Here is a 13,941-nt window from a genome sequence, read left to right as displayed (position 1 = left end):
TACGACAAAAAAGTTTCTCAATAATTGTTAACTTCGCTACACCCAGATATTTTTTAAATCATTATTGTTTATATAAAGCATACAAATCTTGAAAAAATTTTAGTAAAAAAACATTTTATTACTAGTTAGTTATTTAAAAATATAATAAAGATATGTACTTTCTTTTCATTAAATACAAACTAATTTTAAAGGAGCTTGTATTATAAGACTTTCCTACGATTAAAAATTAAACTGAAATTTCCGAATAGAAAATCATATTTCCAGAAACATATATTATGATAATTTCCGCACACTTGAATTAACTTTTTAGAAGTACTAACCTATCGGTGAGCAGAAGAAAATTCTGTAAAAAGAAAGGAGAATACTTTATGATGACCAAATTACAAAAGGAGTTTTTTAAACGCTTAGAAATTCCTGCAAAAGAAATAACACTTGATGATTTAGATGAAATTCTCTTAAAAATGGGAATGATCCTCCCCTATGAAAATCTTGATATTATGGCTGGTACTATTAAAAATATCTCAAAAGATAACTTAATAGAAAAGTTACTTATTCAAAAACGAGGTGGACTTTGTTATGAATTAAACTCCCTATTGTATTATTTTTTAATTGATTGTGGGTTTCAAGTATACAAAGTAGCCGGTACTGTTTATGACCTTTACGATAATAAATGGAAACCCGATGATGGTCATGTCATTATCATATTAAGTCATGAGGATAAAGATTATGTTGTGGATGCAGGTTTTGCATCTCATCTCCCTTTACATCCAGTCCCTTTTAACGGAGAAGTCATCTCCTCTCAAACAGGAGAATATCGAATTCGTAAGCGAAATACTCGAAAAGGTACGCATATTTTAGAAATGAGAAAAGGAGCTAACGGGGAATCTACAAGTTTCTTACAATCTGAACCTTCAAACGAATGGAAAATAGGCTATGCTTTCACTGTAGATCCAATAGATGAGAAAAAAGTGAATAAGATTCAAAAAGTGATTGTAGAGCATAAAGAATCTCCTTTTAATAAAGGAGCTATCACTTGTAAATTAACTACTTATGGTCACATATCATTAACAAATAAAAATTATACAGAAACCTTTAAAGGCACCAAAAATAAACGACCAATAGAATCTAAAGATTATGCTCGCATTCTTCGTGACTCTTTTGGAATAACGCAAGAGAAATATGTAGGAAAAACACTAGAAAGAGGCTAGTTGACTACAAGTATTTCATAATAAAGCAGATTCTATATTTAGAATCTGCTTTATTTTATATTTTGTTATAAATTAATTTAATTTTGTTGTTACCCTTTAATTTTCAATTATATACTCATCATCATATTTATCGTATTGTAGCCCTTTCCCTATCTTTGACTCCGTAACTTGATCTCTTAAAAACGGTGCAGCATCCATTTTACTAGTTGCAATTTCAATTCCATATTTTTTCGTTAAATGAGCTAACTCTATTAAAAACCACTCTCTTCGCAATGTAACTGGAATATCCAATGTTTTTCTTTTCATATATAATAGCACCTCTTTTATTTTCATAGCTTAAAAATATCACTGGATGCACTTATTAAAACTACCTTTCACCGCTAACATCCAATGAAACATTATAGTATATGCATGTCCATTTCAAACGTGCTATCACAAATATGATATTTAAGTTTACATAATTATATTATGTAATAGTAGGAAAGGAAGGCATGTCCCTTCCTCTTCTACTATAGATTTAAATTAAGAACATCTTGGTACACCTAAAGCTAAAAATAAACCTGCTACTCCCGCAGTAATCGGTACTTTTAACGTAATAACATCATCTACCTTCGTTACTAAAAAGTAAGCATTACCTTCTTGTAATATACAAGTTACCAACAATTGAAATTCCATTCAAATCTCCTCCTTTCAATCGATATACTATAATTTATGAAATCTCTTTCAAAAAGTAATAGGAAATATATCCATTTTTCCTTATATATAAAATAAATGTTTATGAATCTATTAAAAATATTAATTTTCTAAATTTATACAAAACGTGTAATATCCAATAAATTCCTATATAATCAATAAGAAGAATCTTACAAATGGAGGTATGAAAATGTCGATTTTAAGTAATATTGGTGCAGCTTTATTTTTTATTGCTTTTATTCTTTTAATCTTATGTATCATTTCATTCTTTAAGAAAAATGGAAAAGCAAAACAATATGGACGTCCTACCGTTATTCTTTTTATGATTTCTATTATATTAATAACGGCCGGTACAACAAAATCGGAACACCCCGTCGTCGAGTTTTTTTCTACTTTAAGTTTCATTCTATTTATATTCTTCCTTGTTCTAGCAATCTTATCTGTTATTAAGAAAACAGGTGTAGCGAAAAAACAATTTATTATTACAGCTGTATTATTTGTCATTTTTGTTGCGTTATTAGGTATTTCAGCTCCTTCTTCTGAAAAAACGACAGCAACTAGTACAAAAGTTGCCTCTAATAATGAAGAGCCAAAAGATAGCGAACAGAAAAAAGAGCTAGAAAAGAAAGAGGCAGACGAAAAAACTCAAAAGCAAGAAGATGAGAAGCGTCTAGCCGAAGAACAAGCTCGTAAGCAAGAGGATGAAAAACGTCAGGCTGATGAACAAGCTCGTAAACAACAAGAAGAGCAAAAACGTCAGGCTGATGAACAAGCTCGTAAACAACAAGAAGAGCAAAAACGTCAGGCTGATGAACAAGCTCGTAAACAACAAGAAGAACAAAAACGTCAGGCTGATGAACAAGCTCGTAAACAACAAGAAGAACAAAAAGCACAGCAAGCTCAAACACAACCAGCTAATGGTAATACTGATAGTGCATACTACAAAAATTGTGCTGCAGTTAGAGCAGCTGGGAAAGCTCCTTTACATAAAGGGCAACCAGGTTATAGCTCTCATCTTGATCGTGATGGCGATGGAATTGCATGTGAAAAATAGTAATAAAAAAGAAGCTTTTACTAAGCTTCTTTTTTATTAACGTAAAATATTACCACTTATTACTTTCCCCCTTATTTTAATAACATTCTTCTTATTATTCTCAAAAACGACACAGAATAAGTGATTTCAATCACTACATAGATTTTAATTTATCGCTATTCTTAATTTAGATATTACATTAAAACTTTATGGAGGCATTCATATGGAACATACATTTACTGAAACTTCAATTGTTGGTGAGATTGTTACACAATTTCCGAAAGCTAGTGATCTTTTTAAATCATATAGAATAGATTTTTGTTGTGGCGGTAATAAGCCACTTATTGATGCAATTCATGAAAGAAATTTATCAGCTACTGAAGTGCTTACAGAGTTAAATACGCTTTATCATAATACGAAACGATTAAATGAATCGGAAATTGATTGGAAAAATGCTTCTTATCGTGAATTGATTGATTATGTTATAAATAAGCATCATCGCTATTTAAATGAAGAATTACCACAGTTAAGTCCATATGTGACAAAAGTATTACGTGTTCATGGGGCAAGTCAGCCTCATTTAGCTCAAATTCATAAGCTATTTCATGAACTTAAAATGGAATTAGAACAGCATTTAATTAAAGAAGAAATGGAAGATTTCCCATTAATTTTAGAATTTGAACAAAATCCAACTGATGAAAATTATACAAAGTTACGTAAAGTAGTGGATGAACTAGAAAATGAGCACAATCATGCCGGAAATATTATAAAAGAACTTCGTAAAGTGACAAATGACTTTACTCCTCCAGAAGGCGCTTGCGGTACTTATCGACTTGTTTACCAACGCCTCGAAGCGCTAGAGTCTGATTTATTTGAGCATATTCATTTAGAAAATAATATTTTATTTCCGCGTGCCATTACGAAAGCATAAATCAAGTGCAGGACATGAGTGTAAATACTTATGGCCTGCTTTTTCGTTTCGCGAAAAATATTCACATCCCCTTCACATAAAACCGAATTTTAACAATTTGTGAATCATTATAAAGATGTGATAAATATCACATCTCCCCCTTATTTGATTTTCTATAATAAAAATATAATCCTTTGTTCAATATTTCACATAAAAAGGGGAAACGAAAATGAAAAAATGTTTAGTTATGATCGGAAATGGTATGGCTGGCATTCGCTGTATGGAAGAAATCTTAAAACATGATAGTGATTCATATGAGATTACTATTTTTGGAGATGAACCGCATCCAAACTACAACCGCATTATGCTCTCTCATGTTTTACAAGGCAAAACAAATATACAAGATATCATTATGAATGAATACAGTTGGTATGAAGAAAACGAAATAACTTTGTATACGAATGAAAGAGTTCAAAGTATTAACCGAGAAGAAAAAATTATTATTACAGAAAAGAAGCGTACTCTTACATACGACAAGCTCATTATCGCAACAGGTTCTAGTGCTTTTATTTTACCTGTTGAAGGTTCCGCACTTTCTGGTGTAACAGGATTTCGAACTATTGAAGATACACAATTTATGATAGATACCGCTAAAGAAAAGAAAAAGGCCGTTGTCATTGGTGGCGGGTTACTCGGTTTAGAAGCCGCAAGAGGTCTAATTGATTTAGGAATGGACGTACATGTTGTTCATTTAATGCCTAGCTTAATGGAGCAACAACTAGATACGAAAGCAGCTGCTCTTCTGCGTGAAGATTTAGAAGCACAAGGCATGAAGTTTTTAATGGAAAAGAAAACTGTAAAAATTCTTGGTACAGACCATGTCGAGGGCATTCAATTTGAAGACGGTGAAGTTGTAGATTGTGATTTAATCGTAATGGCTGTCGGAATACGGCCAAATACGCAAATAGCAAAAGATGCTGGTCTAATTGTAAATCGCGGTATTGTAGTCAATGACTATATGCTAACAAATGATGAGTCCATTTATGCAGTTGGAGAATGTGCAGAGCATGACGGTATCGCATATGGACTTGTTGCTCCTCTTTATGAACAAGGTGCGATATTAGCAAAACATATAACAAATTTACAAACTGATGGATATTCGGGCAGTATCGTCGGTACACAATTAAAAGTTGCTGGTTGTGATTTATTCTCTGCTGGCCAAATTTATGAAGATGATCAAACGAAAGCAATATCCATCTTTAATGAATGTAAACGTTCCTATAAAAAAATATTAATTCGTGATAATAAAGTCGTCGGTATCGTTTTATACGGTGATACAGCTGACGGTACCCGCCTCTTTAGCATATTAAAGAAAGAAGAAGATATACAAGAATATACACCAGCTTCCATTCTTCACAAAGCTGGTGAAGAATGTGAACTTGACGTTGCTACTATGAGTGCGGATGACACAATTTGCGGATGTAATGGTGTTACGAAAGGCACAATCGTTCACGCCATTTTAGAACAGGAGTTAAAGACTTTTGAAGAAGTTAAAGCCTGTACGAAAGCCGCAGGGTCTTGTGGTAAATGTCGTCCGCTTGTAGAACAAGTTTTATCTCATACACTTGGAGATGCTTTTGATGCTTCTGCACAGTCTACCGGTATGTGCGGATGTACACCTTTATCACGTGATGAAGTCGTAGCGGCCATTCATGAGAAAGGTTTAAAATCTCCAAAAGAAGTACGAAACGTTCTTGGTTTTGTACATGAAGATGGATGTTCGAAATGTCGTCCTGCTTTAAACTACTATTTACGTATGGCGATTCCAGAAGAATATGAAGATGATAAATCATCCCGTTTCGTGAATGAAAGAATGAATGGTAACATCCAGCACGATGGTACCTTCTCTGTTATTCCACGTATGTACGGAGGCGTTACAACAGCAGATGATTTAATGAAAATTGCTGAAGTTGCGAAAAAGTACGATGTTCCACTTGTGAAAATTACAGGTGCGAGCCGAATTGGCTTATACGGTGTTAAGAAACAAGATTTACCTAACGTATGGGCTGAATTAAATATGGCTTCTGGATATGCGTATTCAAAATCTCTTCGTAATGTAAAATCATGTGTTGGCTCTCGTTTCTGCCGTTTCGGTACGAAAGATTCATTAGGACTTGGTATGTTGCTTGAACAATCATTAGAAATGGTAGATACACCTCATAAAATGAAGATGGGTGTAACGGGCTGTCCACGTAACTGTGCGGAAGTACTGACGAAAGATTTTGGCGTTGTTTGTGTCGAAAATGGATACCAACTTTATATTGGCGGAAATGGTGGTACGGAAGTACGCGAAGCTGATTTTGTAATGATTGTCCCTACTGAAGATGATGTCCTTCGCATCGCTACAGCTTACATGCAATATTATCGTGAAACTGGTATTTATGGAGAGCGTACTGCCTACTGGACAGAACGATTAGGCTTCGATCACATAAAGGAAATACTGCAAGATGCAAATATGGTCACCAAGTTAAATGAACGTTTCCAAAAAGCTCGTGGCACATATAAAGAAGCATGGGGACAAGCACTAGAAACGAAATCATTAAAAGCGATGTATGAAGTAGAAACTGTGAAATAAGGAGCTGTGATCTATATGATACAAACGAAAGAAAAAATAAAAGTTATGCGTGCAGAAGACCTTCCTATTCAAATCGGTAAAGAGGTGCAAATGAAAGGTATGTCTTTCGCCCTATTCCGCCTTTCAAATGGCGATATTCGAGCTGTAGAAAATCGTTGTCCTCATAAAAAAGGGCCATTAGCGGAAGGTATTGTATCTGGAGAATTCGTCTTTTGTCCCCTACATGATTGGAAAATTTCACTACTAACAGGTGAAGTTCAAAAACCTGATGACGGTTGTATTCAAACGTATGAAGTAGAAGTTATTGACGGGGATATTTATATATACATGTAATTTAAAAAAGGAAGCCTCCCCTGGCTTCCTTTTAAATAAAAATAGACGAGGTGCGAATATGAACGGATATGTATATTTAGTTGGTGCAGGACCAGGTGATGAAGGGCTTATTACAAAAAAAGCGATAGAGTGCTTAAATCGTGCAGATATCGTCTTATATGACCGCTTATTAAACCCTTCCTTTCTTAATTATACAAAAGAAACATGTGAACTTATTTATTGCGGAAAAATGCCAAAGAATCATACTATGCGTCAAGAAATGATTAACGCACACCTCCTTCAATTTGCGAAAGAAGGAAAAATCATAGTCCGCTTAAAAGGCGGAGATCCATCTATTTTTGGCCGTGTTGGTGAAGAAGCAGAAACTTTAGCATCAGCAAATATTCCATATGAAATTGTACCAGGTATTACATCTAGCATCGCCGCTAGTATCTATGCAGGTATTCCCCTCACCCACCGTGACTACAGTAATAGTGTCACTTTATTAACCGGACATGCAAAAGGTCCTTTAACCGATCATGGAAAATATAATTCATCTTACAATAGCGACACGATTGCCTACTACATGGGTATAAAAAACTTACCTACAATTTGTGAAAACTTACTACAAGCAGGAAAAAAAGAAGATACGCCAGTAGCAGTCATTGAATGGGGTACAACTGGTAAACAGCGCGTTGTCACAGGGACACTGTCTACCATTGTTTCTATTGTCAAAAACGAAAATATTTCTAATCCTTCTATGACAATTGTTGGTGATGTCGTTTCCTTACGGGATCAAATCTCTTGGAAAGAACGCAAGCCATTGCACGGCAAGAAAGTTTTATTTGCATCTGCAACAAATAAAAAAAGCGCAATAAAGCAAATGTTACAAGAGTCCGGTGCAGAAATATATCAAATTCCAACTTTCAAAAAGAAAGAATACACATTAACCTCTGAACAAATCAATATGATTTTTACCGTTGATCGTCTTGTATTTTGTTCCGCTGACAGTGTAGACATCTTAATGCAATCATGCAGTAAATATCATAAAGATATTCGTTCCTTACAGGCAGAACTTCAGTATATGAATCTTTCTATTCAAGAAAAGCTCATGCAATATGGATTGTTAAGTAAACCTGCGCAATTTTCTTCGAATTCAACGATTTATTTAGGACGAAACATTAACCGAATTGCTGTTATTCAAGAAAAAATTGGTGCCGGTTCTTATATGATGACTCATGCGTATACTATTGACGATCGCTTCGATGAAGTTCATTCTCGTATGCTTTCTGAATTCTCATGGGGAAGCATTGTGTTTGAAGGGCGTGCCTCAATTGATACATTTTTATCAGAAATAAAACGACTTGGCTTTATCGATATCCTTACTCTCCCTTTCTCGTATACCGACGTTCCAACTTTACACTATGCGAATAAAGTTGGATTTCATCATGTAGATGAGCAATTACAAAACATGATTATGAAGAAAGATTTGGTGCTGCGATGAAAGGAATTATATATGTTGGGCATGGGAGCCGGCTACAAGAAGGTAATGAACAATTCATTCATTTTGTTCAATCTGTTATAAAAGAACGTAACGAAAGAATTCAAAAAATTGCTTTCCTAGAACTAACGACACCTACCATTTCGGATGCAGTTACAGAAACATTACTAGAGGGCGCAACTGAAATAATGATTGTACCTGTTTTATTATTTGCAGCAGCTCACTATAAACGTGATATTCCTTTTGAAATAGAACAACTACAAAAGAAATATCCACAAATAACATTTTCAGTTGTACCTCCTTTTAGTACACATCCACATATGGTGGAACTTGTAGTGAAAAGAATACGTGAAGCTATGCCAATGCAAAATAGTAGTATTTTACTCGTAGGACGAGGCAGTAGTGATACACAACCGATACATGAGTTACAACAAATCGGAGCAGCCATCGAACGAAAACTTGGTATGCCAGTATCCTGTTCCTTTTTAACGAAAGGAACTCCCTCTTTTGCTGTTGAGCTCAAGGATATAACATCGACTGCGTCCCATGTATATGTCATGCCATACCTTCTCTTTACCGGATTATTACTTCAAAAAATTGAATTGCATACAAAAAAATACAATCATGTTACGACTTGTAACTGTCTTCAGTTTGATACATATATGAAACTAACATTGTTAGAACGAATGGAGGAATGCATATATGTATAACATGTACCCTCTTATGTTTAATCTACAAAATAAAGTGGTTGTTATCATTGGTGGAGGTAAAATTGCATATCGAAAAGCGTCTGGATTAAAAGATACAGGCGCTTTCGTCACTGTTGTCAGTCCAGAAATTTGCGAGGAAATGAAGGAACTTTCTTATATTACTTGGAAGCAAAAAGCTTTTAGTAATGATGATATTAAAGATGCTCACCTTATTTATGCAGCTACAAATCAACACGCTGTAAATATGATGGTCAAACAGGCCGCTCATGATTTCCAGTGGGTTAACGTTGTAAGTGATGGTACAGAATCATCTTTTCACACACCTGGCATTATAAGAAATAATGAATATGTTGTCACTATTTCAACTTCTGGTAAAGATCCATCATTTACGAAGCGTTTGAAGCAAGAACTAACATCTATATTGCCTAAACTTATAAAAAAGATTTCTCGTACACATAAATTGTAATCTATTTCTTAGTTAAAATAGTAATTACCTTTGGACAAACGTTTTTTAGGGGACGTTTGTTCTTTTTGTTGTAGTTCCGTTCTTTTATTTCACAAGCAATCTATGAAGAAAATAAATGGTGTTTGCAACTTGTAAACAAATAAATTTCATGACAAGTGTAACATTACGAGCAACTCTTTCTATTCAGTTTTTATATTGGATATTCATTCAACCAAATTAGCGCTTGTTCATAATCATCAAAAAACTCCACGGATTCTTTTGTATTGGATTGTTGCAAATACTTCAGTATCTCTCCTTCTTCAAGAAGAAATGCAATTGCCTTACTATGATTCAAAATGGTTTCATTGAAGAACTTATCTTTCCATACTTTTTGAACAGAAAAATGATTTGGGGTATACCCTTTTCTATCCACCAACAATTTGTATTTCCGACCCTCAGAAATAAATTGCTGACAAACCTGCTCAAAATCATTAAACCATTCATACACATCCTCTGTATTAATCTGGCCAATTAGATGGGTAACAATCAAATCTCCTGAAACTATTGTGCTGATATTCTGTTTACTCAACTTTTAATCATCTCCCTTAGTGGCAATTATGCATAAAATTCTTACTTGACACTCCCACCCCATCGCTATCACCCTAAGCTCATATAACTTTAATTATAAGCGAGATTGTGTCTTTTTTTCGCAAGTCTATATGTAAATACTTTAAAGATTTCCATACGAAATAAACCCTAATAAGTTTCTTTTTTTGAATTAAGTCACTAGATTTTGAAACATGGTACAATTGTAAACGACACCCAATATATGAAAGACTGCTTTCTTCTCATATCTATAGGACTTCTGTCCATCATTTACCGCCTCAAATCTTTTCGTTTTTGCACGTATATTCAAAACAAAATATATGATAAATAAATAACGACAGTTACTGTAATAATGCTGAAAATTGTTGAAAATAAAACGATTTGTGCATGTAATTCAGGCTCTATTTGATATTCCATAGCAATGGTTGATGTATTTCTTGAAGTAGGAAAAGAACTTGCAATAAATAACGATTGTGCAACAATACCATCGATGTTTAGTATGTATATTACAGCAAGTGCTAATAATGGTCCCATCAGTAACCTTCCAATTAAAGCCCATGTTATGACTCGATGGAAAAAATTAAGTTTAATGTTGGATAATTGCGCCCCTAGCAATATGAGTGCTATTGCAACAAAACCATTCGCAAGCTGATTAAGAGGTAGCAAGATAGAATTAGGTATTTGAATTTTAAAAGATTGAAAGAGAACCCCTAATACGAGCGCATGAAATACAGGCAGTCTTAGAAATGATTGAATAATACCTCCGATTGTTTTTGTTGCTGATAGTAAGTTATATATCCCATATGAATAAGTTAAAAGATTCTGGAAAATCACAATAAAAATCTGAATGGAAACCCCCACTGGATTGTGACTGAAAATCAATTGACTTACTGGTAACCCATAATTACCGGAATTCATTAACGAAATGCTATTTTTTAGAGCTGCACTTTCTCCTTTTTCTAACTTTAATGTTTTTGAAATGAAATGACTTACTATGATCAGACTCAGACTATAAAGCATTAAATAGTATATTATTTGGAGCAACAAACCTGTCTCTATACGAATATCATATATATTCACAAATACAGCCGCTGGCATTAAGCAATAAGTAATAAGTGTAGAAAGCTGCTTTAAGTTAAATTGGAACTTTCTTTGTAAGATTGCACCAATCAGCATTAATATTAATATTGGTAATATTACGTCTAGTATAATAAAAACAAACATTTAAAACCTCATTCTAAATATATTTTAGTTGGATTAAACACTTTACTAAATATGAATCACATTTAATTAGTCGGAAACCCCTTCAATTCTCAATAATCAGAAAACTTAAACCAATAATATGAAAATGTGCATCAAAAATTCTTATTTCATTTCCCCTCTCCTCTCTTTTCTTTAACATACCAAATATAACTCATAAAGAAAATTATGGATTATTTATACAAATTCATAATTTTATCTTATTGACCTAAACTATCTTCTTTATTTTAAGTATACTTTTTCACAATATCCATTAACCTTACCAAAAAATTTGGCCCTAAAAAAATCTGATAATGCAGTTACTATGCGAAGGATACTTGCATCAATCCTATACTTGTCGCTTAAACTACCTAACACACCTGATACTTGTTTATCTTGAGTGGACTTATATTTTTTTCATCTAAACATCCCGATTCAATTAAATATTTGCATTCTAAAAATGAGTTCGATCTTTAGAATAGATTTAAGATTTCCTTAACTAATCTGCCCTTTAATTGAATAACTTTTGACATCTTCATTTTAAAAGCACATTCTTATAGAAAATAAGCGTTTATTGAGAGATCAATAAAAACATGTTGAAGCCTATTACTAAAAGAACCATCCCAAAATACTTTGGGATGGTTCTTTTTCCTTATTAATGATTCTTTAACATCACTAACAGCTTTTCTTGACTATACATCCACACTGTAATGATTAAACAAGCAAGTGCGACTTCTGATAATGCCATAAATCCAATTGCATAATGGCCTGTTAGTTGGAATAGTAATGTTAAAATTAGGGGCGGGAAGAACCCTCCTAGTCCACCTAAAGCTGAAACGAGTCCATTTACAATACCTGCTTGTTCTGAGAAGTACATTGGAACGAGTTTAAAGATTGTACCATTACCAATGCCTGCACAAAATGCGACTAGTAAGCAACCAAATGTATACACGTTCATACTAGGCATGAATGATAAAATAATACCTGAAAGTGTTAAACCGATAAATACGAAGATTAATATTTTAAATGGATTAAACTTATCGCCGAGCCAACCACCAATCGGACGCATAATTGTTGCGAGTACGATGAATCCTGCAGTTCGCATACCAGCATCTACTTTCTCTAATCCGAAGTGAGATACTAAAAAGTTTGGTAAGTATACTGTAAATGCGACAAATGATCCGAATGTTAAAAAGTAAAAGATACATAAAAACCAAAGTTTCTCATTTTTATATACACCTTTTATTTGTTCCATTAATGGTGTATTCACCTTTTTCTCCCTACGATCACCTAATAAAAAGTTCATAAGTGCAAATGCTGCAAGTAAAACTAAATAACATTGTACTGTCGTTCTCCAGCCAACTGAAGTTGCGATAACAGGCGCTAAAAATGAAGTAATTGCTGTTCCGGCGTTACCGACACCGTAAATACCATTTACAAAACCATGACTCTCTTTCGGAAAGTATTTTGGTAAAGAAGTTACTCCTACAGAGAATACAGCACCACCGATTCCTACAAATAATCCACCAATAATTAAATCCATCATAGAATTGGCAACACTAATATAAAAGACAGGAAGTAATAATAGAATAAAACTAATAAAGAATAATTTTCTTGCTCCGAAACGATTTGTCCAATAACCAATTGGAATGCGAAGAACAGAACCTAAAATAACGGGTACTGCTGTGACCATAGAAATTTGCCCCGCAGTTAATGGGATATCCACTTTAATATAAGGCATTAATGATGATAAAATGACCCATACCATAAAACCTATAATTAGATTAGAAGTTTGTAAACTTAATTGAAAATTAGGACTTTTCATCCTGTTCCCTCCTATGTATGCATAGTTATATTCATTCTCTCCAGCCTAATCACGTCGTAACATGATTAGGTCGAAAAGAATCAACCACCACTTACTGGCGGAATCATCGCCACAGTATCACCAGTTTGAATGATGTCATTCTCATTTGCATACTCTTCATTTATAGCCACCATGATTTCATTTGAAATCGCTACGTTGTATTTCTTAATGAGTACCTTCTTTAGTTCAGCAACTGTAATATTTTCACAATCGATTTGTAATGCTGGCTTACTTACTTCTTCTTGTAAATGTGCAAATAATAGTACTTCAATCATATTCTCATCTCCTCTTCAGGCTCACCATTCTCATATGCTACATTCTCTAACTGATCACCAACCCATGATTCACCATCTTCCCAAAATTCTTTCTTCCAAATTGGAACGATTTGTTTTATACGCTCCATAATATATTCGTTCGCCTCATAGGCTGCTTTCCGATGTGGTGTAGAAACAGCGACGACAACAGCAAGATCAGAAATTTGTAATGTACCAATGCGATGTGTAATGGCGACAAATGTCCCAGGCCACCTCTCTCCTACTTCAGTACCAATTCTCTCAAGTTGTTTTTCTGCCATTGTTTTATATGCTACATACTCTAAATGTAGCGTACGACGCCCTTTCGTAAATTCTCTAACAGTACCAACGAAAGTAGTAACTGCGCCACACTCACGACGAATTACTTTGTTTGTAACTTCCTCAATTGAAATAGGTGTATCAATTACTTCATAATACGTATGTGTCATTTTGCACCTCTTATCTTTGTATAAGTTAGCAATCTATTTTCTA

15 protein-coding genes and 1 pseudogene are annotated in these 13,941 nt (G+C 33.9%); 8 read left to right on the top strand and 8 right to left on the bottom strand.

The features are described 5' to 3' along the window. Positions 1–368: 368 nt before the first annotated feature. The gene (locus BHV55_RS10780; RefSeq protein ID WP_000988429.1) at positions 369–1,208 is read left to right on the top strand and encodes an arylamine N-acetyltransferase family protein; all 840 of its coding nucleotides are present in this window, start codon (positions 369–371) and stop codon (positions 1,206–1,208) included. A 96-nt stretch (positions 1,209–1,304) separates the two neighbouring features. Here the strand turns inward: BHV55_RS10780 and BHV55_RS10775 are convergent, their stop codons facing one another. After that, complete coding sequence (locus tag BHV55_RS10775; protein ID WP_000824207.1) at positions 1,305–1,514, bottom strand: hypothetical protein; 210 nt, start codon at positions 1,512–1,514, stop codon at positions 1,305–1,307. Between the two features lie 216 nt (positions 1,515–1,730). Further along, on the bottom strand, positions 1,731–1,883 hold the full coding sequence (gene exsG / locus BHV55_RS10770; RefSeq protein ID WP_000395679.1) for an exosporium protein ExsG: 153 nt from the start codon (positions 1,881–1,883) through the stop codon (positions 1,731–1,733). Between the two features lie 208 nt (positions 1,884–2,091). Here exsG and BHV55_RS10765 point away from each other — a divergent pair, with 208 nt between their 5' ends. The 7 genes from BHV55_RS10765 (at position 2,092) to BHV55_RS10735 (ending at position 9,468) form a co-directional block, all read left to right on the top strand. Beyond that, complete coding sequence (locus BHV55_RS10765; RefSeq protein ID WP_000025810.1) at positions 2,092–2,955, top strand: excalibur calcium-binding domain-containing protein; 864 nt, start codon at positions 2,092–2,094, stop codon at positions 2,953–2,955. Between the two features lie 202 nt (positions 2,956–3,157). Continuing rightward, complete coding sequence (gene ric / locus BHV55_RS10760; RefSeq protein WP_000401360.1) at positions 3,158–3,865, top strand: iron-sulfur cluster repair di-iron protein; 708 nt, start codon at positions 3,158–3,160, stop codon at positions 3,863–3,865. Between the two features lie 208 nt (positions 3,866–4,073). Next, positions 4,074–6,479, top strand: coding sequence for an NADPH-nitrite reductase large subunit (nirB, locus tag BHV55_RS10755; protein WP_070757455.1), 2,406 nt, complete (start codon positions 4,074–4,076; stop codon positions 6,477–6,479). Positions 6,480–6,494: 15 nt separating this feature from the next. After that, positions 6,495–6,812, top strand: coding sequence for a nitrite reductase small subunit NirD (gene nirD / locus BHV55_RS10750; protein ID WP_000616682.1), 318 nt, complete (start codon positions 6,495–6,497; stop codon positions 6,810–6,812). A 58-nt stretch (positions 6,813–6,870) separates the two neighbouring features. Next, positions 6,871–8,295 carry a uroporphyrin-III C-methyltransferase gene (locus BHV55_RS10745; protein WP_001014970.1) on the top strand — a complete coding sequence of 475 codons (1,425 nt, stop codon included), beginning with the start codon at positions 6,871–6,873 and terminating at the stop codon, positions 8,293–8,295. Further along, positions 8,292–9,002 carry a sirohydrochlorin chelatase gene (locus BHV55_RS10740; RefSeq protein ID WP_000676191.1) on the top strand — a complete coding sequence of 237 codons (711 nt, stop codon included), beginning with the start codon at positions 8,292–8,294 and terminating at the stop codon, positions 9,000–9,002. Before BHV55_RS10745 ends, BHV55_RS10740 begins: the two co-directional genes overlap by 4 nt. Further along, positions 8,995–9,468, top strand: coding sequence for a precorrin-2 dehydrogenase (locus BHV55_RS10735; protein ID WP_070757457.1), 474 nt, complete (start codon positions 8,995–8,997; stop codon positions 9,466–9,468). The genes BHV55_RS10740 and BHV55_RS10735 overlap by 8 nt, the downstream gene beginning before the upstream one ends. 190 nt (positions 9,469–9,658) lie before the next feature. Here BHV55_RS10735 and BHV55_RS10730 read toward each other — a convergent pair whose 3' ends face one another. The 6 genes and pseudogenes from BHV55_RS10730 to BHV55_RS10705 form a co-directional block, all read right to left on the bottom strand. Continuing rightward, the gene (locus BHV55_RS10730; RefSeq protein ID WP_000043362.1) at positions 9,659–10,036 is read right to left on the bottom strand and encodes an STAS/SEC14 domain-containing protein; all 378 of its coding nucleotides are present in this window, start codon (positions 10,034–10,036) and stop codon (positions 9,659–9,661) included. A 323-nt stretch (positions 10,037–10,359) separates the two neighbouring features. Next, positions 10,360–11,277: an AEC family transporter gene (locus BHV55_RS10725; protein WP_000497500.1), complete on the bottom strand. Its 918-nt coding sequence runs from the start codon at positions 11,275–11,277 to the stop codon at positions 10,360–10,362. Positions 11,278–11,580: 303 nt separating this feature from the next. After that, positions 11,581–11,709 (bottom strand): annotated as a pseudogene (locus BHV55_RS10720) (PspC domain-containing protein); the annotation flags it as partial. A gap of 238 nt (positions 11,710–11,947) precedes the next feature. After that, positions 11,948–13,117 (bottom strand): nitrate transporter NarK, encoded by a 1,170-nt coding sequence (gene narK / locus BHV55_RS10715; protein ID WP_000841858.1) that lies wholly within the window; start codon positions 13,115–13,117, stop codon positions 11,948–11,950. 80 nt (positions 13,118–13,197) lie between these two features. Beyond that, positions 13,198–13,431, bottom strand: a complete 234-nt coding sequence (moaD, locus tag BHV55_RS10710) for a molybdopterin converting factor subunit 1 (RefSeq protein WP_000573682.1) — start codon at positions 13,429–13,431, stop codon at positions 13,198–13,200. Next, the gene (locus tag BHV55_RS10705) at positions 13,428–13,898 is read right to left on the bottom strand and encodes a molybdenum cofactor biosynthesis protein MoaE (protein ID WP_000149980.1); all 471 of its coding nucleotides are present in this window, start codon (positions 13,896–13,898) and stop codon (positions 13,428–13,430) included. Before BHV55_RS10705 ends, moaD begins: the two co-directional genes overlap by 4 nt. Positions 13,899–13,941: the final 43 nt, after the last annotated feature.

This window comes from Bacillus sp. RZ2MS9 (assembly GCF_001816185.2).
Taxonomy (GTDB): Bacteria; Bacillota; Bacilli; order Bacillales; family Bacillaceae_G; genus Bacillus_A; species Bacillus_A cereus.
This window is presented reverse-complemented; position numbering and strand designations above follow the sequence as displayed.

What these genes read in the sequence shown, in the direction of transcription:
- BHV55_RS10780 (WP_000988429.1), top strand. Translation starts at nt 369, where the DNA reads ATGATGACCAAATTACAAAAGGAGTTTTTTAAACGCTTAGAAATTCCT.
- moaD (WP_000573682.1), bottom strand. Translation starts at nt 13,431, where the DNA reads ATGATTGAAGTACTATTATTTGCACATTTACAAGAAGAAGTAAGTAAG.
- BHV55_RS10725 (WP_000497500.1), bottom strand. Translation starts at nt 11,277, where the DNA reads ATGTTTGTTTTTATTATACTAGACGTAATATTACCAATATTAATATTA.
- BHV55_RS10775 (WP_000824207.1), bottom strand. Translation starts at nt 1,514, where the DNA reads ATGAAAAGAAAAACATTGGATATTCCAGTTACATTGCGAAGAGAGTGG.
- nirB (WP_070757455.1), top strand. Translation starts at nt 4,074, where the DNA reads ATGAAAAAATGTTTAGTTATGATCGGAAATGGTATGGCTGGCATTCGC.
- BHV55_RS10740 (WP_000676191.1), top strand. Translation starts at nt 8,292, where the DNA reads ATGAAAGGAATTATATATGTTGGGCATGGGAGCCGGCTACAAGAAGGT.
- narK (WP_000841858.1), bottom strand. Translation starts at nt 13,117, where the DNA reads ATGAAAAGTCCTAATTTTCAATTAAGTTTACAAACTTCTAATCTAATT.
- BHV55_RS10745 (WP_001014970.1), top strand. Translation starts at nt 6,871, where the DNA reads ATGAACGGATATGTATATTTAGTTGGTGCAGGACCAGGTGATGAAGGG.
- BHV55_RS10735 (WP_070757457.1), top strand. Translation starts at nt 8,995, where the DNA reads ATGTATAACATGTACCCTCTTATGTTTAATCTACAAAATAAAGTGGTT.
- exsG (WP_000395679.1), bottom strand. Translation starts at nt 1,883, where the DNA reads ATGGAATTTCAATTGTTGGTAACTTGTATATTACAAGAAGGTAATGCT.
- BHV55_RS10705 (WP_000149980.1), bottom strand. Translation starts at nt 13,898, where the DNA reads ATGACACATACGTATTATGAAGTAATTGATACACCTATTTCAATTGAG.
- BHV55_RS10765 (WP_000025810.1), top strand. Translation starts at nt 2,092, where the DNA reads ATGTCGATTTTAAGTAATATTGGTGCAGCTTTATTTTTTATTGCTTTT.
- nirD (WP_000616682.1), top strand. Translation starts at nt 6,495, where the DNA reads ATGATACAAACGAAAGAAAAAATAAAAGTTATGCGTGCAGAAGACCTT.
- ric (WP_000401360.1), top strand. Translation starts at nt 3,158, where the DNA reads ATGGAACATACATTTACTGAAACTTCAATTGTTGGTGAGATTGTTACA.